The organism is Streptomyces sp. NPDC024687, from assembly GCF_055559055.1.
Genome location: NZ_JBVHLJ010000021.1, coordinates 15604 through 34353, shown reverse-complemented (window position 1 = coordinate 34353; position 18750 = coordinate 15604). Strand labels below are relative to the sequence as shown.

Annotated in this window: 16 protein-coding genes and 6 pseudogenes; 11 read left to right on the top strand and 11 right to left on the bottom strand. The window is 68.3% G+C overall.

Annotated features, from left to right (window positions below):
• Positions 1-91: pseudogene (locus ACZ39I_RS41275) on the bottom strand (IS5/IS1182 family transposase); the annotation flags it as partial.
• Positions 92-840: 749 nt separating this feature from the next.
• Here ACZ39I_RS41275 and ACZ39I_RS41270 point away from each other — a divergent pair.
• The 5 genes and pseudogenes from ACZ39I_RS41270 to ACZ39I_RS41250 all read left to right on the top strand — a co-directional run bounded on the left by ACZ39I_RS41270 (position 841) and on the right by ACZ39I_RS41250 (position 4998).
• Entirely contained in the window at positions 841-1416 is a 576-nt protein-coding gene (locus tag ACZ39I_RS41270; RefSeq protein ID WP_467250824.1) for a PadR family transcriptional regulator, read from the top strand.
• Between the two features lie 97 nt (positions 1417-1513).
• Positions 1514-3238: an acyl-CoA dehydrogenase family protein gene (locus ACZ39I_RS41265; RefSeq protein WP_467250822.1), complete on the top strand. Its 1725-nt coding sequence runs from the start codon at positions 1514-1516 to the stop codon at positions 3236-3238.
• Between the two features lie 243 nt (positions 3239-3481).
• Entirely contained in the window at positions 3482-3703 is a 222-nt protein-coding gene (locus tag ACZ39I_RS41260; protein WP_467250820.1) for a hypothetical protein, read from the top strand.
• A 269-nt stretch (positions 3704-3972) separates the two neighbouring features.
• Positions 3973-4252: pseudogene (locus ACZ39I_RS41255) on the top strand (NF041680 family putative transposase); the annotation flags it as partial.
• 410 nt (positions 4253-4662) lie between these two features.
• The gene (locus ACZ39I_RS41250) at positions 4663-4998 is read left to right on the top strand and encodes an ANTAR domain-containing protein (protein ID WP_467250819.1); all 336 of its coding nucleotides are present in this window, start codon (positions 4663-4665) and stop codon (positions 4996-4998) included.
• Here ACZ39I_RS41250 and ACZ39I_RS41245 read toward each other — a convergent pair.
• Positions 4952-5455 (bottom strand): ATP-binding protein, encoded by a 504-nt coding sequence (locus ACZ39I_RS41245; protein WP_467250817.1) that lies wholly within the window; start codon positions 5453-5455, stop codon positions 4952-4954. The two genes, ACZ39I_RS41250 and ACZ39I_RS41245, sit on opposite strands and share 47 nt — an antisense overlap.
• Positions 5456-5577: 122 nt before the next feature.
• Between ACZ39I_RS41245 and ACZ39I_RS41240 the strand changes: the two genes are divergently transcribed.
• Entirely contained in the window at positions 5578-6033 is a 456-nt protein-coding gene (locus ACZ39I_RS41240) for an STAS domain-containing protein (protein WP_467250815.1), read from the top strand.
• Positions 6034-6038: 5 nt separating this feature from the next.
• On the opposite strand, the pseudogene ACZ39I_RS41235 reads toward ACZ39I_RS41240, so the two are convergent.
• Positions 6039-6675, bottom strand: a pseudogene (locus tag ACZ39I_RS41235) (IS701 family transposase); the annotation flags it as partial.
• Positions 6676-6747: 72 nt separating this feature from the next.
• On the opposite strand from ACZ39I_RS41235, the pseudogene ACZ39I_RS41230 reads away from it, so the two are divergent.
• A pseudogene (locus ACZ39I_RS41230) lies at positions 6748-7455 on the top strand (IS6 family transposase).
• Between the two features lie 311 nt (positions 7456-7766).
• Here ACZ39I_RS41230 and ACZ39I_RS41225 read toward each other — a convergent pair.
• The 4 genes from ACZ39I_RS41225 to ACZ39I_RS41210 all read right to left on the bottom strand — a co-directional run bounded on the left by ACZ39I_RS41225 (position 7767) and on the right by ACZ39I_RS41210 (position 11886).
• Positions 7767-9854, bottom strand: a complete 2088-nt coding sequence (locus ACZ39I_RS41225; RefSeq protein WP_467250814.1) for an NACHT domain-containing protein — start codon at positions 9852-9854, stop codon at positions 7767-7769.
• A 148-nt stretch (positions 9855-10002) separates the two neighbouring features.
• Entirely contained in the window at positions 10003-10299 is a 297-nt protein-coding gene (locus ACZ39I_RS41220) for a hypothetical protein (protein ID WP_467250813.1), read from the bottom strand.
• A 152-nt stretch (positions 10300-10451) separates the two neighbouring features.
• Positions 10452-10841, bottom strand: a complete 390-nt coding sequence (locus tag ACZ39I_RS41215; RefSeq protein ID WP_467250811.1) for a hypothetical protein — start codon at positions 10839-10841, stop codon at positions 10452-10454.
• Positions 10842-10962: 121 nt separating this feature from the next.
• Positions 10963-11886 carry an SCO4651 family lipoprotein gene (locus ACZ39I_RS41210; protein WP_467250809.1) on the bottom strand — a complete coding sequence of 308 codons (924 nt, stop codon included), beginning with the start codon at positions 11884-11886 and terminating at the stop codon, positions 10963-10965.
• Positions 11887-12509: 623 nt separating this feature from the next.
• Here ACZ39I_RS41210 and ACZ39I_RS41205 point away from each other — a divergent pair.
• Positions 12510-12869 carry a hypothetical protein gene (locus ACZ39I_RS41205; RefSeq protein ID WP_467250807.1) on the top strand — a complete coding sequence of 120 codons (360 nt, stop codon included), beginning with the start codon at positions 12510-12512 and terminating at the stop codon, positions 12867-12869.
• Positions 12870-12946: 77 nt separating this feature from the next.
• On the opposite strand, the pseudogene ACZ39I_RS41200 reads toward ACZ39I_RS41205, so the two are convergent.
• Positions 12947-13129 (bottom strand): annotated as a pseudogene (locus tag ACZ39I_RS41200) (transposase); the annotation flags it as partial.
• A gap of 386 nt (positions 13130-13515) precedes the next feature.
• Here ACZ39I_RS41200 and ACZ39I_RS41195 point away from each other — a divergent pair.
• A pseudogene (locus ACZ39I_RS41195) lies at positions 13516-13971 on the top strand (IS5 family transposase); the annotation flags it as partial.
• A gap of 108 nt (positions 13972-14079) precedes the next feature.
• On the opposite strand, the gene ACZ39I_RS41190 reads toward ACZ39I_RS41195, so the two are convergent.
• Positions 14080-14250: a hydrophobic protein gene (locus ACZ39I_RS41190; RefSeq protein WP_393749166.1), complete on the bottom strand. Its 171-nt coding sequence runs from the start codon at positions 14248-14250 to the stop codon at positions 14080-14082.
• Between the two features lie 282 nt (positions 14251-14532).
• Here ACZ39I_RS41190 and ACZ39I_RS41185 point away from each other — a divergent pair, with 282 nt between their 5' ends.
• Positions 14533-15282 (top strand): HNH endonuclease family protein, encoded by a 750-nt coding sequence (locus ACZ39I_RS41185; protein ID WP_467250805.1) that lies wholly within the window; start codon positions 14533-14535, stop codon positions 15280-15282.
• 500 nt (positions 15283-15782) lie between these two features.
• Here the strand turns inward: ACZ39I_RS41185 and ACZ39I_RS41180 are convergent, their stop codons facing one another.
• Positions 15783-15914, bottom strand: coding sequence for a hypothetical protein (locus ACZ39I_RS41180; protein WP_467250803.1), 132 nt, complete (start codon positions 15912-15914; stop codon positions 15783-15785).
• Positions 15915-16403: 489 nt separating this feature from the next.
• On the opposite strand from ACZ39I_RS41180, the gene ACZ39I_RS41175 reads away from it, so the two are divergent.
• Positions 16404-16754, top strand: coding sequence for a hypothetical protein (locus tag ACZ39I_RS41175; protein WP_467250801.1), 351 nt, complete (start codon positions 16404-16406; stop codon positions 16752-16754).
• Between the two features lie 619 nt (positions 16755-17373).
• Here the strand turns inward: ACZ39I_RS41175 and ACZ39I_RS41170 are convergent.
• Positions 17374-17841 carry a hypothetical protein gene (locus tag ACZ39I_RS41170; RefSeq protein ID WP_467250799.1) on the bottom strand — a complete coding sequence of 156 codons (468 nt, stop codon included), beginning with the start codon at positions 17839-17841 and terminating at the stop codon, positions 17374-17376.
• Positions 17842-18750 lie beyond the last annotated feature (909 nt).

Genomic DNA, 18750 nt, shown 5'->3' with positions numbered 1-18750 from the left:
GGTCCGTCTCGCCCGCCAGGCGGTGAAGACCGGCTCGATCAGAGCCCACCGGGCATCAGACACGTCTGCGGTAAGGACGACGCACACTCACGCCCGGCCTAACGACCGCCAGCACCCGCCGTCACAAAATCATCCCTAACTACCAACTACCTAGATCAGATGCTCTCAAGCCGGAGTGAGCACGGAAAACATCCTGGCCGTTCCCACCAGTCCCTTCGCGGCCAGCCCGGCCCGCGCTGTGCGCCGCCAGCGGCCGCTCGGCGCGAGGTGCGCCGAGATGGGCTCCGGCGCGCTCGGGGTCTGAACCGCTCTCCGTGGCGTCGCCGGTAAGCAGCCGGGTTTCCTCCGTGACCTTCGCGGCGATGGCCGCACGGCCGCGCACCTCCCGGCCCATGGTGATCAGGTGTACGCCGCCCGGGAAGCGGGCGCTGCACCGAACGCTGGGCGGCCACGTATCTCGCCAGGCTGGTCTTGCCGAACCCGCCGGCCCCGTGCAAGCCGGCGGTGATCGCCACCGGGGCGCGGTTCCCCCAGCGCCCGGTGCGCCTGCGGACCGCCTTGACGACGACGGCCGCTTCGTCTCTGTTCACCCACCAGTCCGGCGCCTCGGGCGGCGCAGGACGGCTGGTTGCGGCGGAGAGTGCGCCGGGGACCGCACGCATGTCGCCGGTTCTCCGCGGGTCCGGCGTGGTGGGGACGCCAGGTGACACGGTGCGTCTGTGTCCGCCACCCCCGGAACCAGAGCCCTGGCCCCCCGAAGGCCCCCGGCCGGGGTGAGCCGCGTCGCATAGACGTGCGCGGGACTTGCTATGCAACGAGTTGCATAGCACGATCGTCGGCATGGCGCTCGAACACGCGATCCTGGTGTCGCTCCTGGAGAAACCAGGGTCCGGCTATGAGCTGGCCCGGCGTTTCGAGCGGTCCATCGGCTACTTCTGGACCGCGACCCACCAGCAGATCTACCGCGTGCTCAAGCGCATGGAGAACGACGGCTGGGTCGACGCCCGCGACGTCCCGCAGCACGGGCGGCCGGACAAGAAGGAGTACTCCGCCGCCGACCTCGGCCGGGCCGCGCTGTCCTCGTGGCTGCACGATCCGATCGAGCCGGAGAGCGTCCGCCACGACCTGGCGGTGAAGATCCGCGGTGCCGCCTTCGACGACCCGGCCGCACTGATCCAGGAGGTGGAGCGTCACCGACAGGCGCACCACGACCGGCTGGCGCACTACCTCGCGGGCGAGGAACGCGACTTCACCGGACCCGACGCGAACGTGGCACCGTCGGACGGGGCACTCGACGCGGAACACGAGCTCCAGCACGTCGTCCTGCTCGGCGGCATCGCCTACGAGCGGATGATGATCGGCTGGCTGGACGATGTGCTTGCCACGCTGGCCCGCTTCGGTCCGCCCGGCCGCTGACCGGCGCGTCATTCACCCGCTGCTCCGGTCCTCCGGCTCCCCCAGCCTCAGATTTCTCCGTTTCTCATATGTCCTCCAGTCCAAAGAGGTCCTCACCATGGCCGACCAACTCCTCTTCAACCCGCGCACCTACGACCCCGCGCACTTCGATTCCGAGACGCGCCGCCTGCTGCGTGCCACCGTCGACTGGTTCGAGGAGCGTGGGAAGCGACAGCTGATCGAGGACTACCGAACGCGCGCCTGGCTCGGTGACTTCCTCGCCTTCGCCTCGAAGGAGAACCTGTTCGCCACCTTCCTGACGCCCTCCTCCGCCGCCGGAGCGGGAGAGGCGAACAAGCGGTGGGACACCGCCCGGATCGCCGCGCTCAACGAGATCCTCGGCTTCTACGGCCTGGACTACTGGTACGCCTGGCAGGTGACCATCCTCGGCCTCGGCCCGGTCTGGCAGAGCGACAACGCAGCCGCCCGCGACCGCGCCGCCCAACTCCTCGACCAGGGCGAGGTGTTCGCCTTCGGCCTGTCCGAGAAGTCGCACGGCGCCGACATCTACTCCACCGACATGCTGCTGGAGCCGGACGGCGACGGCGGCTTCCGTGCCACCGGCTCCAAGTACTACATAGGCAACGGCAATGCCGCCGGACTCGTCTCCGTCTTCGGCCGCCGCTCCGACGTCGAGGGCCCCGACGGCTACGTCTTCTTCGCCGCCGACAGCCGTCACCCGGCCTACCACCTGGTCAAGAACGTCGTCGACTCGTCCAAGTTCGTCAGCGAGTTCCGCCTGGAGGACTACCCCGTCCAGGCTGCGGACGTCTTGCACACCGGCCGCGCCGCCTTCGACGCCGCTCTCAACACCGTCAATGTCGGCAAGTTCAACCTGTGCACCGCCTCGATCGGCATCTGCGAACACGCCATGTACGAGGCTGTCACCCACGCTCACAACCGCGTCCTGTACGGCCGCCCCGTCACCGCCTTCCCGCACGTGCGGCGCGAGTTGACCGACGCCTACGTCAGGCTCGTCGGGATGAAGCTGTTCAGCGACCGTGCCGTGGACTACTTCCGCTGCGCCGGCCCCGAGGACCGCCGCTACCTGCTCTTCAACCCGATGACGAAGATGAAGGTGACTACGGAGGGCGAGAAGGTCATCGACCTGATGTGGGACGTGATCGCCGCCAAGGGCTTCGAGAAGGACAACTACTTCGCCCAGGCGGCCGTGGAGATCCGCGGACTGCCGAAGCTGGAGGGCACGGTCCACGTCAACCTGGCGCTGATCCTGAAGTTCATGCGCAGCCACCTCCTGGATCCGGCCGCCTACCCCGACGTGCCGACCCGCCTCGACGCCGCCGACGACACCTTCCTGTTCCGGCAGGGACCGGCCCGCGGCCTCGGCTCGGTCCGCTTCCACGACTGGCGGCCCGCCTTCAAGTCGTACGCGCACCTGCCCAACGTCGCTCGGCTGCGCGAACAGGCCGACGCCCTGTGCGAGTTCGTCGCCACCGCGGCCCCCGACGCCGAACAGAGCCGCGACCTCGACCTCCTCCTCGCCGTCGGCCAGCTCTTCGCCCTCGTCGTCCACGCACAGCTCGTCCTGGAACAGTCCCGCCTCACCGGCCTCGACGAAGACGTGCTCGACGAACTCTTCGCCGTCCTCGTAAGGGACTTCTCCGCACACGCCGTAGAACTGCACGGCAAGGACTCGGCGACCCGCCAGCAGCAGGAATGGGCGCTGGGCGCGGTCCGGCGGCCCGTCGTCGACCCGGCACGCACCGAGCGGGTTTGGCAGCAGGTCGAGGCACTGTCCGGCGCGTACGAGACGGCCCCGTAGGCACGTCACGCCGTACCCGTCCCGGTGGTGGCCGCGCCGCACGGCCCGGCCACCACCGCCGCATCCTGCCGGCGCCGACACAGCACCGGGCTCTCACACCCCGGCGTCCGCGACGGCCCCGCCCGTTCTACGAGGACACCGTCCGCTTCGCCGTCGAGCACAACGTGTGGACGGCCCCGCTGGAGCAACACCGCGATCGCCGTGCGGGCGGCGGGTTCGGCGCTGCGGTAGCGGTTCGGCGACGTGGTCCGCTACGAGACCCGCGAAGAGCTGATGCGCGCGCTCGCCGCCAACGACGACGCGGCCCTCGACGTCCTGCGCCCCCGCGTCGCCCTCCTGCGCCCGGACGCCTGCTTGGTGGAGGACGAGCTCGCGGGCAGGGCCCTGCCCCCGGCGAATGGCGAGTCCTGGATCCGGCCGAAGGCAACGTCAACCACCTGCACGCCCTGCCGGAGTGGGCGGTGACCGCCATTCTCGTGCGCGAGAACCAGCCGGTGCTGACCGCAGTTCACCTGCAGTTGACCGGTGAGACCTACACCGCACTCGCCGACGCCGGCGCCCACCTCGACGGCCGCCCGCTGCACGTGCCCCAGACCGCCGACCTCGGCCTGAGCCTCGTGGCCACGAGCCAGGCCAGGCCGGACGAGGACGAGGACGAGAAGGTCGTACGACGAATCGGCTCCTCGATCACCGCGATGCTCTTCGACGCGCTCGTGGTGCGCACATCCGTGCCCGCCACTCCGGACGACGAGGACCGTTTCTGGCAGGCATTTCTCCGCCGCTTCGACCTGGTGCACACCTTCCGCTTCGCGAAACAGATCCTCGGCTGGACCACACCGAAACTCCGTACCCCCGAAGCCGCGGACCGCCGGACCTGGATCCTGATCATCGCCCACACCCAGCTCCGACTCGGCCGGCCCCTCACTGAAGACCTCCGCCGCCCTTGGGAGAAACCCGCCGCCCCCGGCCGGCTCACCCCGGCCCGAGTCGGCCGGGGGTTCAAGAACATCCGCTCCGGGATACGTGCCCGCGGTGAGATCAGCGTCCTGACGCGGCCGTCGTGGGAAAGCCGCGCGGCGGCACGGTCATTGATGCCGTGCCGCCGCGTCACTCACCCCAGCGCCACCCGTCGCGCCGCAGCACAGGTGCCCGCATCGAGCTGATCTACGCGCTCCCAAGGCTCACTGTCTGTGCGGGAATGCCTTGGCGGCAGGTGGTGACTCGCTTTCAGTGGGGTTGGGAAACAAGCCCCCGCGGGTGTCCTCCGGCGAGTTGCTGCCGGGGGACTCACCGTGTGACGGGCTGGAACCGGATGGATGCCGGCAGGGAACCCGGGCAGGCGTTGAAGGTGCCCGTGTCCGCTGTCTTTCCCGGTGATTGCCTTAACCTCATCCGTCCCTCCCCGTCCGCAGCCCTCGTCGGCGTTGGCCGGTGAGCTGGCGGCTGAGCTGGAACGGCTGCGGGCGGAGAACCGGCAGCTGCAGCAGGCCCTCGCCTCGCACGCCGTCATCGACCAGGCCATCGGCGTCCTGACCGTCCTGGGACAGATACCCCCGGCCGACGGCTTCACGGTGCTGCGGGAGGTCTCGCAGCACACCAACATCAAGCTGACCCAGGTCGCCGAACACGTCCTCGAACACGGTCAGGGCGCGGCGCTGCCCGATGTCCTGTTGGGGGAACTGCACGCCGCGCTGTCCCGCCACATCGCGGGCTCTACAAGGTCCGGGGTCCCGCGAGGGCGTCGCCGGTGTCGTCCGTGAGGGCGATGCGGGCGGTGATGCGCTTACCGACCGGCTCCCGCTGCGCTTCGAAGCCCTGGGCCACGGCCATGACGATCTCCAGACCGTGCTCGCCCACACGTCCCGCGTCGGCGGCCCTGGCCACCGGCAGTACCGGATCGCCGTCCCACACCACCACCTCGACCGCGTCGCCGGCGATGCGCAGGTCCAGCAGCACCGGGCCCGGCGCGTACTTGCGCACATTGGTGACCAGCTCGCTGACCACCAGCTGGGTCAGGTCCATGGCCCGCTGCGAGACGTCCAGGCCGTGCTCGGCCCGGACGCGTGTCAGGAAGCCGGCGGCCAGGTGTCGGGCACGGGCGATGCATCCGCCGTCACCTTCCAGGGCCACCGTGGCCTGGAGGACCTCGTCATCGGGTGCCCGGCTGTCCCCACTGGGGCCGGTTCCATCACGGCTCGCTTCTTCTACCCCGTTCACACCCCCGCGCCTACCCACGCATGGGTGGTACACGCTTTTACGCCCTGCTCGCGAGGGCATTACCTGCTCTGTGCCAGGGCAGCACTGCAGGTGAGGGGTCTTGGTGTGCCAGTATCACCGGCATGAGCGAGGCAGAGATGGCGGACACCGGACACGCCACGCGCCCGCCCCGGCTGTCGGTCGTTTCCACCGCCACCGACGGCATCCGTGTGCTGACCCTGGCGGGAGAGATCGACTACGACAGCGACCAGATGCTACGTGAGGCCCTGGACGCCTCCGGCATCCTCCGGCCGCGCATCGTGGTGGATCTGAGCCAGGTCACCTTCATGGACTCCACCGGCATCAACATCTTCATCGCCGCCCACCGCAGCCTCACTGACGCCGGCGGCTGGATACGCCTGGCCGCACCGACCGAGGCCGTGCTGCGCACCCTGCAGATCGTCGGCGTCGACACGATCATCGACTGCCGCGAAACCCTCCACCAAGCTCTCAGTATCTGGCCGGTCCCCCGAGTGGGTGACCTGCCCGACCGGCTCAGTGCTGACGGTGCTCGCGCTGGGACGGGTAGAGGGGACTGAGCTGGCGCCAGTAGCCGTGCACAATGCGCGGTGGTGCCGTAGGCGGCATCGGCCACCAGGACCGGTGGGTTCATGCCCCAGCCTGCCAGTGTGCCGAGCATGTCCAGGGCCAGGCGCCAATTCTCGCGGTGTGTGACCTCAGGCGGGACGCGGGTGAGGGCCCGGCGACCGGTGTCCGCAGCCCATTCCCGGGGCAGGAACAGCCGCCGCTGCAGCTGGCAGGGGGCGGTATCGCTCGCGGCGTGGACGCTGACCGCGACCTGGCAGTTCGCCCGTTTCCCCAAAGCACCGCAGTACTGCGGTGCCACCCCGTCCGACATCCTTCCGTCCTTGGGTACCGACACGTCGTCGATCACCCACGCCGCCGGACCGATCAGCGGCAGCAGACGTTCGTTGATCCGCCGCTGCACCGGTACCGGATCCCACGTCGATTGGTTCACGAACTGCTGCAGGTTCTGCTCGTTGCCGTCCGGCAGCCGCGCGGCCATCGCCTGGATCGACTTGCGGCGGCCGTCCAGCATCAGTCCCCCGCAGATAGCAGTCGCCCTTCGCCCGCTGGTCCTTGCACGGCACCGACGCGAACACATCCGCCACGTAGAACGCCAACGTCGCCCGTACACGGTTCACTTCATGTGCATCCACACACCCAACATGCTCTTGATCAGCACTTATCGAAAGACCTAACGGAGTCCTACTAGAGGCGACCGGCGGGCACTGGACCTCCGAAAAGGGCACCGGTACCCGGTCGAGGTGATCTCCCACTGCCTGTGGCTGTACTTCCGCTTCCCGCTGAGCTTCCGCGAAGTCGAGGAACTCATGCTCGAGCGCGGAGTGATCGTCTCCTATGAGACGGTCCGGCGGTGGTGCGACAAGTTCGGGCAGGCCTACGCTGGCGCGCAGCGCCGCCGGCAGCCCCGGCCGGGAGACAAGTGGCACCTGGACGAGGTCTTCATCATGATCAACGGCGAGTTGAAGTACCTGTAGCGGGCCGTCGACCAAGATGGGATGGTGCTGGACATCCTCGTGCAGGACCGGCGGGACACCGCCGCGGCCCGGCGGTTTATCCGTCGGCTGCTGAAGAAGACCCGTACGGTGCCGCGGGTGGTCGTCACGGACAAGCTGCGCTCCTACGGTGCGGCCCACCGCGAGGTCATGCCCTCGGTGGAGCACCGCTGTCACAAGGGCCTGAACAACCGGGCGGAGAACAGCCACCAGCCCACGCGGCAGCGGGAACGCGCGATGAAGAGCTTCCGATCGGTCGGCGCCGCGCAGCGGTTCCTGTCCGCGTTCAGCGGCATCTCACCTCATTTCCGGGCCCACCGCCACCTGATGACCGCCCACGGCTACCGAGCCGAGATGACCATCCGGTTCGCCATCTGGGACCAGATCGCTGGCGCCGCCGGCCAGCCCGCCACGGCCTGAACACAGAACCCAACCGCACGCCCACCATGCCCCGACACACCGTCAGGAGCCTGCAAACTCAACAACGTGACAACGCCCGACACAGTCCTGCGAGAGGCACCGGATGGCGGCACCTGCCAGTACCGGGCCCAGGCCCAGGCAGCGCCACGGGGGTTCCAGGGTGACCCGGTCCAAGACGAGCAGGTCACCGACGGGGTGCGCGAGCGCGGCCTCGAAGGCCGGCTCCCATCGGCCGTCCAGTTCCTGCGCACGGTGAACGACCTTCTCGGGCGGGCCCGGGCGCGTCCGTTATTCCGCCCGATTCGGCGGTCTTATGCGGTCGGTGGTGACGGGTTCGCCGCGAGCCAGGTCTGCAGTTCGCGGTGGCGGAACTCGTAGGAGCTGCCCGAGAGACGGAGCAGGCCAGCGCCATGGGCCCAGTGGAGGAACTCGGTCAGGTGCGGGGGAACCTCGCCGCGGGTGCAGAGGCGGAAAACGGCGTAGCGGAGTATCTCGGGGGACAAGACCAGCAAGAGGATGTGGCTATAGAAAAGAAAGAAGATCAGCCCGGAGGCCGGGCTGTCGGGAGCCGAGATGATCACTGCAAGTCCGCTGAGAAAGGGGATCACGGCCGCCCACTGCAGTTGGTAGACGAGCGGGTACCGCGGGTCGCGCAGTGCCCGGGGGGACTCGTCGGACGGGACGAGGCGAAGTGCCCCCTGGAAGGCGAACACCAGCAAGCGTGCCAGTGTGGCGATCAGGAGGAGGATCGTGCACGGCCCGGCGGTCATCAGGGTCAGCAGGAGGAGCGAGGCTCGCCACGGGTTGATGGTGCTTGGGAGTTCCGGCTCCCTCCAGCCATCCGTGACGGCCCGGTCGATATAGGCGCAGGTGGGGTCGTCCACGGTGAGAGCCGCCACCCCAACGAGGATCAGCACGAACAGCAGCAGGTACGTCGCGGTGCGGCTGAGATCGCGTGAGGTGTCGCTTCTAGCGCGCCCGACCCACACGAGCACCGCTGGCGGTTTCGGGTTCCTCAGGCAGTGAGCCAGTGGGAAGACCGCGGTGAGGCTGAGGAGGTACGTCAGAACGCGCAGGGGACTGTTGCTGTCGGCCCACAGTACGGACAAGGCCGTAAGCAGCAGCCAGGGTGCGGCCGCGAGGGCGGCCTCGATGCTCAGGACTTGGTTCGGCGGGGCCAGCCTCCACAGATGCACCGGCGAGAACTCTCCCCGTTGGCCGAGTCGTGTCGCGATCCAGGCCAGCCACAGGTGTACAGCGGCTGGCGAGTATCCGGACGGCAACGCGTCGGGATGTGTGCGGCTTGCTGCCGGAACGTAGTGCACCAGGAGGCTGGTCCGGACGGATTCGGCATCCGAGGAGCGCAGGAGGTCGCCGGGATTGCCCTCGTTGCAGTACGCGACCGCCGTCATCGTCAGCCGCCAGGGGCTGTCGAGAGCAGTGGCAAGCAGGCCTGAGGGAGTGGACTCCAGCTCGTGGAACAAGGACTCCCATCGCTGCGGGTACCTCTTGTTGACGCTGCGGAGATACTCAAGCGCCTGGTCGGGGCTAACCTTGTCGAGTTCGACGCGCGCGACGCCCGACGGGGCCAGACCTGCCCGGACCAGGCGGTCGTACCACTGCGTACGGCAGGTGAGAACGAACGGCACCCCCTTACGGCCGTCGATCCACAGGTCGAGCGCCCGCAGCACATTCGCTGCTCTGGAGCCTTCGACGTCGGCGTCATCAGGGTCCATTTCGTCCAGGCCGTCCAGAACGGGAAGGATCCGGTGGGAGGAGACGAGTGCCTGGGCCGACAGCGACGTCAACGCGTACTCATTCACCAGGCGGCCCCGGAGCCACCTCGCGAACGTGTCGGGTCCTGGAGGATGTTCGGATGTGCTCCAGCCGGACAGCGGCAGACGGACCGGTACGGGCTCGTCCGCCGCGTGTTCCTCCAGAATCTCCAGGACCAGCTCGGCCGCCAGCACGGTCTTGCCCGAGCCGGGCGCACCTGTGATCACCAAACGCCCGTCAGGTAGCGCCGTGTAGTAGGCGCGAACATCCGTGAACATGCCCGCCGCCAACGGCTGGTGAGGACTCCCCTGACGCCGGAAGGTGACATTCACCGTATGCGTGGCAACGATGCCGAAGTCGCCGAGGAGCCTACGACGACGGTCACCTAGTTCTCGCTTCTCCCGGTCTGCGAGAACGCGTGCCTCTGACGCGCCGCCGGTCGCCTGCTGCCTGCGGCTGTTCACCACGGCCTCTACCGCCAAGACGACCGCGACCACTCCCGACACGATGGTCGTCGTTTGTTCCGCCATCGAGAGGCCGTGCGCCACTATTTCGGCGAGCGTCACGACGCTGACGGCCGCCGCGAAGCCCCAGGTCGCCCTGCGCACCCCCCGCATGCCCATGCCATATGGTTCCACAGCCGTCCACCACGCGGCAGTGCCCCGAACTTCCGCCAGAGGCTTCAGAGTTGCGTCGGAGTGCGGAGACATCGCTCGGGCCGCAAGGTGTCGCGGCCAGCCGACGGAACTCGCTCTTCGCTGACCGGCCGTGCTACGGCCGGCGGTCGGCTGGTGCTGTCGGGCAGGCGATCGCCGGGAACGCCGCCGTGTGCCCGCCCGCGGTGAACGTAATCGCGGCGGGGCGCTGGGCCCAGAAACGGGCGACGTCGATGAGGTGGTCGCCGTGCTCGCTGTTGAGGATGCGCAGCCACACCTCCGTGCTGGTGATGCTGGCGCGGTACGCGGTCACGTCCCACGGTTCGGTGATGAACCCGCAGGTGTCGACGCGGGCGATCACGGTGTCCGGGGTGTCGGCCGTGGACATGTGCAGAGCGGTGCCGTCGTACACGAGCCGGATACCGTCCTGCTCAAGATCTCCTCGCCGGGGAGCCTGGCGCAGTAGTTCGTGCAGGTCCCGGATCTTCAGGCGCCATGGCCTCGTCCTCTCCCCGAAGTCGCCGTCGAGTCGACGTGGGTCAACAGTTCGACCTCCGGTTCCGCTCATGAGGAACCCAGACCGAAACGCCAGTGCTTCGTGAAGCGCTCCAGCGTCACTTCGGCGTCGAGTTCGTCGTTCCACACCGCTTCGAGCCACATCGGAACGCTGTCCAGCCGCTCGCAGACCACGACGCTTTCGGGCTGATGGGTCAAATAGCAGTGGCTCTCGTCCGCGAACTTCCCGCCCGGCCCGAACTTCCCGTACAGCTGCACGAGGCGTTCCCGGCCGGCTTCCGCGAAGGCCTCCAACTGCCGTACGTAGTCCTGCTGCTGCTCGGCGCTGACGGTCGTGAGGGCGACTGCGAGGATCTCCTGCGACAGGTCGCGGTCGAAGTCCGTGTGACCCGTCAGGGAAACGAAGATCCGCTCGGCTGCCTCGAAGACTTGCTGCACCTGCTCCTCCCCCAGCGTGTCGACCGGGGTAGGCAGGGAGCTCGGCGCCGCACTCGATGCGCCGTGCCGACGGTGCCGGCCTCGGTGCCGACGCCGGGGCGCCTGGACGGCAGGACCAAGCTCAGTTGGTCTGCGCGTCCAGCAGGGCGCCCAGGTCCGTGGTGTCCCCGGCGGACGGGGTTGTGACGGTGACCGGCTCATTGATCCGGAGGAAGGCGACGGTCATGTCGAGTGGATCGCCGACGGTCGGCTCTTCGCCGGCGTTGACGGGCATCTTGTAGGTGGCGCCCCGCATGCGGAACTGCCTGGTGCGCCCGGCGTCGTCGATCCACAGATCCATGATGAGGTTCTTGTCGAGCTCCAGCGCGATGAACTGGTCGAGGCTGCGGGTCTGGCGTTCCCGGCTGGCCTTGTTGGTGGCAGCATCCTGGGCGGCCCGCAATCCGTCGAAGGTGACGGTTCCGCGGTAGTGCGTGGTGCGGGCGCCGAGAATCGTCTCGGCCCCGATCTTCTTCGCGTTCTTGGCGCCGGTCAGCAGCGTGGACTGGACGATCGGGCTGCCCTCGACGTGGTGGGGCAGTATGCCGTAGGACCGGTTGTCAACGGAGATGAGACCCCAGGCCGCCGGCTCGATCCGGAGCCAGCTCTTGCCGTTCAACTTGTCGGGGTCCAGCTTCGCGGATCTCCCCAACTTCCGGATGTCGAGCGCGCCACCGCCGACGTACATCGCCTTACCAGCGAACCGGATGCTCAGCGGGCCCTTCGCGCGCTGGTCCGGCATGGTCAGTTCCATGGTCATGGACAGCGGCGCCGTGCTCATGGCCGCGTCGACGGTCAACCGGCCCCGATCCGGCACGGATCCGGTGATCCGGTAACGGAGGGATGTGATGTTGGCGGAGTCCTCCGCGGCCTTCGCCACGGCCTCGGCGGGCGTCAGGGCCGGCGCCGACGTCTGCGCGGACTTGCCGGAACTACTCTCGCCACCCGTCCCGCAGGCCCCGGCTCCTCCGCCGAGCAGCACGCACCCGAGGGCTGCACTCGCCACTCTCCGCGACACGGACCGGCGTACGGATATCCCCATGATTTCCCCCGGAAGAAGGTCGGAACAGGAAGCCTGGAACGAGAAATTGACCAGGCAAGGGCGCGAGCGTATCCCGGGGAGGGAGGAGCTGATCCGTCGGATCCCCGCACGTACGGCCGCTCGTACCCACGGCTCAGGTCAGGGAACGGCCAGAGAGGCCGGAACAGCATGGTCGTGACGACGCACTCCGGGACTCCGGCGGCCGCACAGCCCGTCGGCGGAACTCTCGGCACGCCTCTTGTCAGGTCGGCCTCAGAGGTGGGGTCGTCCACGGTGAGAGCCGCCAGCCGGCCTTCGAGGCCGCCCTCGCGCACCCTGTCGGTGACCTGCTCGCCTGGTCGTCAGGACCGACCACCACGATGACCAGGCGTGGCAGGACGTGATGGCGGCGCTCTGAGGCAGGTCGAGTGCGGCAGAATACGGAACCAACGCGGCTCCTGCGCCTGTGGGTTGAGACTTCGAACACCTCCCTCAACGGCACGGGAGCCTGGTGCGTTGCGCAAAGGCTCACTGACACCAAGTCGCTCCGACAATCGGCCGCCGACGCGGGCATGACGATCACCACGCGAGTAGTGAAGACTGGATAGATGCGACCTCACGCCCCCGGCGGACTCCTGTTCGTAGCGCTCGGTCTCATCCTTGTCGCCGCCGGCTACGTTTGGAGGGGACGTGTCCTGCGCCCCCTCTCGGCGAAACGCGCCCAGGCAGCCGTGATCCGGGATCGTTCCAGAAACCTGCTGCGCTCTGCGGACATGGCAATCGCCGGAGCGCGCCGCCGGGCCACACACGGCGAACCGGCCATCGTCACGGTCGGAGACGTGACCACGGTGGCGCGCCAGCACTACGGGTACGTCTTTGTGGAGCGCGAAGAGGCAGCTGCCGCCCTCCGCCAGCGCTATGAGGCTGCCGACTGCCGGGTGGACTGCATGACCGACGCTTTCAACTGACTGCCTCCCCGGCAAGTGCTTGACGCCAGAGGCGCCGGAGCTGTCACCTGATAGATGGTCATGCTGAAAATGCTCACGGTCTGCCAGGGACCGTAGCGCTGGGGAAGATCACGCCAGGGAGCCCCGGTCCGCAACCGCCACAGCACCCCGTTCACCACCTACCGGTGATCCCGCCACGGCCGCCCCCGGCCATCCACCTGCGGCAAGAGCGGAGCTATCCGCTCCCACGCCGCATCCGTCAACTCCCCACGACCCACCACGAAATCAATGATCACGGTCTCCAACGTCGGGCTCGCATGCAGGGTCCGCCACGAACAGACTCAGCCGATAACTGGTCGGCTGCACCAGACGCCCGCACAGCGTGTCGACCCGGAGTACCGATCCATCGATCCGTATTTCCCCAGCACGAAGACGGCGCACATAAGCCTGCCACTCCGTCTCGTCCTGGGTCTCAAAGATCACTTCCCACCGCCCCGCGCCCACCGCGTCGCGAGCAGCAAGCTGCCGCCTCGCGACCTCTTGCTGCCGCTTCCTCTTCCGCTGTCCTGGCACCGGCCCAGAATCGCTGGCCGATGCCATCCCAGCAAGGCAAATAGCACCAGACACAACAGACCCGCCCAGTGGTCATTTGTCAGACAGGGCCTAAAGCGGACCCAGCCCGGTCGACCGCGCACGTCCGGGCAGCAAACACCACCTCATCGTCGACGGCCAGGGCAGCCCGCTCGCGGTGTCGCTGACCGGCGGAAACCGCAACGACGTCACCCAACTCGCGCCTCTGCTGGACAAGATCCCGGCCGTCGCGGGCCGGGTCGGCAGACCCCGCCGACGCCCCGACGCGCTGCTGGCCGACCGCGGGTACGACCACGACAAGTACCGTCGTCTGCTCTGGCAGCGAGGGATCCGCCCCGTGATCGCGAAGCGAGGCGAGCCGCATGGCACTGGCCTGGGCATATTCCGCTACGTCGTCGAGCGCACGATCGCCTGGCTCCACGGCTTCCGCCGCCTGCGCATCCGTTGGGAGCGACGTGACGACATCCACGAAGCGTTCCTCGGGCTCGCCGTCTGCCTGATCACCCACCGCCACGTCCAACGCCTTTGTTAGGGACAGTTAGCGGGGATGCGCCTCTTGCATGACGTGGGCCCGGCCTTCCCGGCCGGGCCCACGTCATACTCCGCTACACCTAGCGCTCCTCACGCTGAGGATCTGTGTCTACCAGCGGTACCAGCGGCCCTTGCGGCCTGTACCGTCCGCGGACCGGACGACGAAGCCCAGCACCCACACGATCAGCACGATCACCGCGATCCACCACAGCGCCTTCAGTGCGAAGCCCGCACCGAAGAGGATCAGAGCCAGAAGAAGAACCAGAAGCAGGGGAACCATCGTTATCAACCTCCTGGCCAGCGGATGCCCTTACTTCGTCCCTACAAGCACACAAAATGTGAGTCTCTTTCGTGGGATGAAGGGGATGTGCGCGCCATGCACGATTCCCCCTCTGGGGCATCTGATGCACCGCAGGTAGGCAGGGACGATTACTCAATTCCGCCACCCGGGACACCGCCTGACCACCGCAAACGGCGTCGCGCACCCAGCCAGGGGCACCGGTCTGGCTGCGAGGTGGTATGCCTTTCCGCCCGCGCGGGTGAACTGACGGCCGAGCACCTCATGTGCCGGACACCGGACACGCTACGGAGATCACGGACTATCCCCTCCCGTGGTCTTCGTGAAGGAGTACCGCCGTGCGTTCCTCCACCGCCCGGACTGCGCCCGCCGCGCTGTCCGTCCTCGCCGTCCTGCTCACCCCACCACCGCCACTGCCCACACGGCTTCCAGCCCCGGCGACACGATCGCGCTGCCGGTCCGAGACGCCCTCGCCGCGCTCCCGTCCAGACTGAGTCCCGCGCCGGGTACGAGCGGACGAAGTTCCGGCACTGGACCAACGCCGACCGCGACGGCTGCAGCACCCGCAACGAGGTCCTCCTGGAGGAAGCGGTCACCGCTCCCGAGCAGGACGCGAGCTGCCGGCTGACCGGCGGATCCTGGTACTCGCCGTACGACGACACCTACTTCACCGCGGCCCGCGCCCTGGACATCGACCACCTGGTCCCGCTCGCCGAGGCCTGCGACTCCGGCTCCTCCACCTGGACGGCGAAGGAACGCGAGACGAACGCCAACGACCTCGACGACCCGCGGGCACTGATCGCGGTCTCCGCCACGTCCAACCGCTCAAAGGCCGACCAGGACCCGGCCACCTGGATGCCCCCAGCCGGCGGCTACCGGTGCACCTACGCCACCGACTGGATCACCATCAAGACCCGCTGGAACCCCACCATCGACCAGACCGAACAGACCGCCCTCACCGACATCCTGGACGGCTGCCCGAACACACCGGTGGACGTCACCCTCGCCCGCTGAACGAGAGCCAACTGTCAGCGTTCTGCGGTGCCGGTGCTTCTCCGAGTCCTGCCACCGCAGCTCGTGCTCCTGGCACTCACCCCTCGGCTGTCCGGCCTGCCATACCGAGCGCGCGACGCACACCCCCGACCCACTCCACTCCCGTGCACGACACACTGCGCCGCACGCGAACGGCCAACACCGGCCAGCCAGCTCACCCCGCCGGACCCCGGGCCGGGTGGGGCGGACGAACTCGAGGACTGTCTGCTGTGCCCCGGCTGCTACCGGCCCGTCTACGAGAGCTCTTCCTCGCACACCCTGATCGGTGCCGGTCCGATACCAGTGATCGGGCTGTGCAGGCTGTGCGCCGAAGGCACCACGCTTCGCTCGCTGCGCCAGGCCGACGTTCCCGTCGACCCGCAGCAGGCGCGCCGTCCTGGAGACAGTGGCCGCCGCCATGGGGTAGCCGGGCCACCAGCTCCCGGGCAAGCCACCATTGCGGGACGGCTTGCCCGACACTGTCAGCGGCCTGCCGGCTCGGGGTAGCGCTCACGGCGCCGGTACGGGTCATCGACGCCGATCTCGTACCAGGGCTCGCCTCGCCGGAGCCGGGGCAGGGTGTTCACCCACACGGCGACGGCGATGCCCTTCACGTCGTCGGCGAGCGCCTGGAGGCGGTTGTCGAGCAGGTGCTCCTCCTTGCCCGCCAGGACGAGGTGCAGCCGCGGGAAGGTCTGTGAGCGGGTGTAGCGGTGGCGCTGCCAGAACGGGAACGTCGTACCGATCGTGCCGCGGGCGCCTTCCCAGACGCGGTGCCCGGCGTAGCGCTCGTAGTCCCAGACCTCCTTGGCGAGGCCGGGTTCGCCGGGGGTGCGGGTCGTGGACAGTGCCCCGTGAAGGTGGGCACGCGGTTATTGATCACGCGGCGAGCGCGAGTTTAGCGGTGTGGTGTCGGCGGCACCCTCCATCCAGCTGGTCGACCGCGCCACCCGACACTCACAACTCCGCTTGCACACAGGTTTCCTAACGCCTCATCGGGTCACTCGCGGGTCGTGGCCGGAACGGTTCCGGCCGGGACGGGAGATTCGATCATGAACCGGATAACGCGACGATCGGCAGCGATCCTGACCAGCGTCACAGCCATGGCAGTACTGCCCTGCATGACCGCAGCTGCCGCCCCCGCGCAGGCCCAGCCCTGTGTGCAAAAAGTCGCCGTCACCAACAACGCGGGCTTCGTCCTGTCCTGGACCGCATCGACCCGCACCGGCGAACAGTCGGCCCCCACCGGCGACTACCCGATCAACCAAACCCGGATCATCGACCTGTCCACCACCGCCTTACCCGAGGGAACCGACATCCGCCCCTACGTCGAGGCGGTCGGCGGGACCAACGAGTACGGCAGCTCCTACGTGTCCTACTGTGACAACGGCCAGACGGCCACCTACACCGTCACGGGGACCACCTTCGACTACTCGGTCACCCTGCTGACCTGAGAAGCCGTACCCGAGGCGGCGCCCGCCGACGCAGCAGACGCCGGCGACCGGCGAGCCCGGCCGGCCCCAGGACAAGGGACGGCTCCGTGACCACCCGGACGGTGGCCGCGGAGCCGTCCTCACCCCCGCCGCACCAGCTGACCAAAGCCGCTGAGCCATGTCTCAGCGGCATGTAAAGCGCTTCAAGCGCGAGGACGGCCACTTCTGGCTCCTCCCCCACAACTCGCGGCCCGTCTCCAGAAGATGCTCGCGCAGTACCGAGACGAGGACGGCACACCGACCGCAGAGGACGCCGGTACCGGGTCCGACTTCTGCGAGATGCCCTCGTCGGGAAGTAGTCGGGGTACGGCAGGCACCGCGCGGACCCCCGACCATGCAGGCCAGGGCACCCGCGCGGATACCACCGATGACAGCGATGAGGCGCCCTGCGACACGCCCCGAAGAGCGCCCTGACCGACGCTCTGGACGACGCCTTGCAGAACGTTCTGGGAAGCGCCCACGAACGGCTGCCGGGCTCAAGGAGTCCTGTACCAGAAGTAGTCGGCGGCCGGGAGCTCCCGCGCGGACCCTTGACCAGCAGGTGCCGCGGCGGTGTCCTACACCGGACCGTGACCTCCCCTTACCCCCCGTGGAAGCACGTTGGGGCGCTGCCGGAGGGGGAGGGTGTTCTGCGCTCTCCGAATCCGGAAGGGGCGGGCGTGTACCGGTTGGCGAAGCGGCGCAGGTGGTAGCCGATGCGGTCGCTGCGGGTGTCGGTGTGGGTGGCGGTGGCGGTTTTCCAGCAGACGGCGGCTGCTTTCTCGAAGAACGTGTGCAGGGTGTGCGCGGGGGCGGGTTCGTGGCTGGTGGGGGCGCTGACCTCGACCAGGAGTTGGTCCGGGTCGGGTGGGGTGGTCGTGGTGGGCACGCTTTTGCGGTTCTCGTCCGGATCGAGCCGGTTGGGCAGGTCGTTCGGTGTGGCTGCCGGCGTCTCCACGGCGCTCTGGGCGGTCGAGCGGAGGTGTTCGCCGGTGCCGGAGACCGCGGTTGCCAGTCCCAGCGCGAACACGGCGCCGGATCCGGCAATCGTGGCAACCTCTCCGCCCATCCCCAGCCCTTCCCCGGAGAGCCGTTCCAGGCCGCCCCACGCTCTCGCCTCACCCCACATAAGGGCGGGCGGACCAGAAACGTGTAGTTGGATGCGGGGAAAATCTTCCGGCCCTCAGCGGGCAGCGCCCTGCCCTGCCATGGACCGGGCGCTCGGCAGCACGGTCGAGCCTGGTCCAGAACAGTGAAGGGCTGGTTTCCCACATGTGAGAAACCAGCCCTTCGACCGCACGGCAAGCTCAACTGGCAGCTGCGATGTGGCTGTCCCTGTGTTTGATGAGCAGGTTCGACATTTTATTGAACTCTTCCGGCGGCATCCTGTTGATCAGGCACATGGCGGCGTCCACGCCGTCCTCGTAGGGGAACAGCTTCGGCTGCTTTCCCTCGACGTGGTCGTCGTCGACTGAGGCGTCGTTGTGTGGGCGCGGTTCAGGAACGGACTGTCTGTTCCCGAGACCCTGTTGCTGTTCGTCCTATCCCTGCGGCCCGGTCCCGGGATTATCACGGCGTGATAGTTGTCCCGCGTTCCCTCCGGCGTCTGCTGCTGGAGCAGGCGGTTCCTGGCTCTTCCACCGGCACCACACAGCCCGCCGCATAGACGAGCAGATCGTCCTGCCTGCTCTCGTACTGCCGCCCGATGAACCTCTTCCGGGGCTCACTCGCTGAACTCCGCGCCGCGCCCACACCAACTGCGCAGGCGGGCCCGCCCATGACTCGACAAGGGAGCCCGCTCCACTCCTGCTTGGCCACTCCGTGCCATCGGATACGCACCGGTGCGGGCGGTGCGCACCGGCAGCCGCACCACTCGGGGGGTGGGTGCGCACTGGTGTGGTGGTGCGGCACCGATGCGGCCAACGGCGCGGGAATGGTGCGCATCGGATGGGTTCGGTGCGGTGGAGCGGGCCAAGCG

Coding starts and splice junctions, on each gene's coding strand:
- ACZ39I_RS41240 (WP_467250815.1), top strand. CDS start 5,578: ATGAGCGAGGCAGAGATGGCGGACACCGGACACGCCACGCGCCCGCCC.
- ACZ39I_RS41190 (WP_393749166.1), bottom strand. CDS start 14,250: ATGGTTCCCCTGCTTCTGGTTCTTCTTCTGGCTCTGATCCTCTTCGGT.
- ACZ39I_RS41205 (WP_467250807.1), top strand. CDS start 12,510: ATGCGACCTCACGCCCCCGGCGGACTCCTGTTCGTAGCGCTCGGTCTC.
- ACZ39I_RS41170 (WP_467250799.1), bottom strand. CDS start 17,841: ATGGGCGGAGAGGTTGCCACGATTGCCGGATCCGGCGCCGTGTTCGCG.
- ACZ39I_RS41175 (WP_467250801.1), top strand. CDS start 16,404: ATGGCAGTACTGCCCTGCATGACCGCAGCTGCCGCCCCCGCGCAGGCC.
- ACZ39I_RS41185 (WP_467250805.1), top strand. CDS start 14,533: ATGTGCCGGACACCGGACACGCTACGGAGATCACGGACTATCCCCTCC.
- ACZ39I_RS41225 (WP_467250814.1), bottom strand. CDS start 9,854: ATGGGCATGCGGGGGGTGCGCAGGGCGACCTGGGGCTTCGCGGCGGCC.
- ACZ39I_RS41270 (WP_467250824.1), top strand. CDS start 841: ATGGCGCTCGAACACGCGATCCTGGTGTCGCTCCTGGAGAAACCAGGG.
- ACZ39I_RS41265 (WP_467250822.1), top strand. CDS start 1,514: ATGGCCGACCAACTCCTCTTCAACCCGCGCACCTACGACCCCGCGCAC.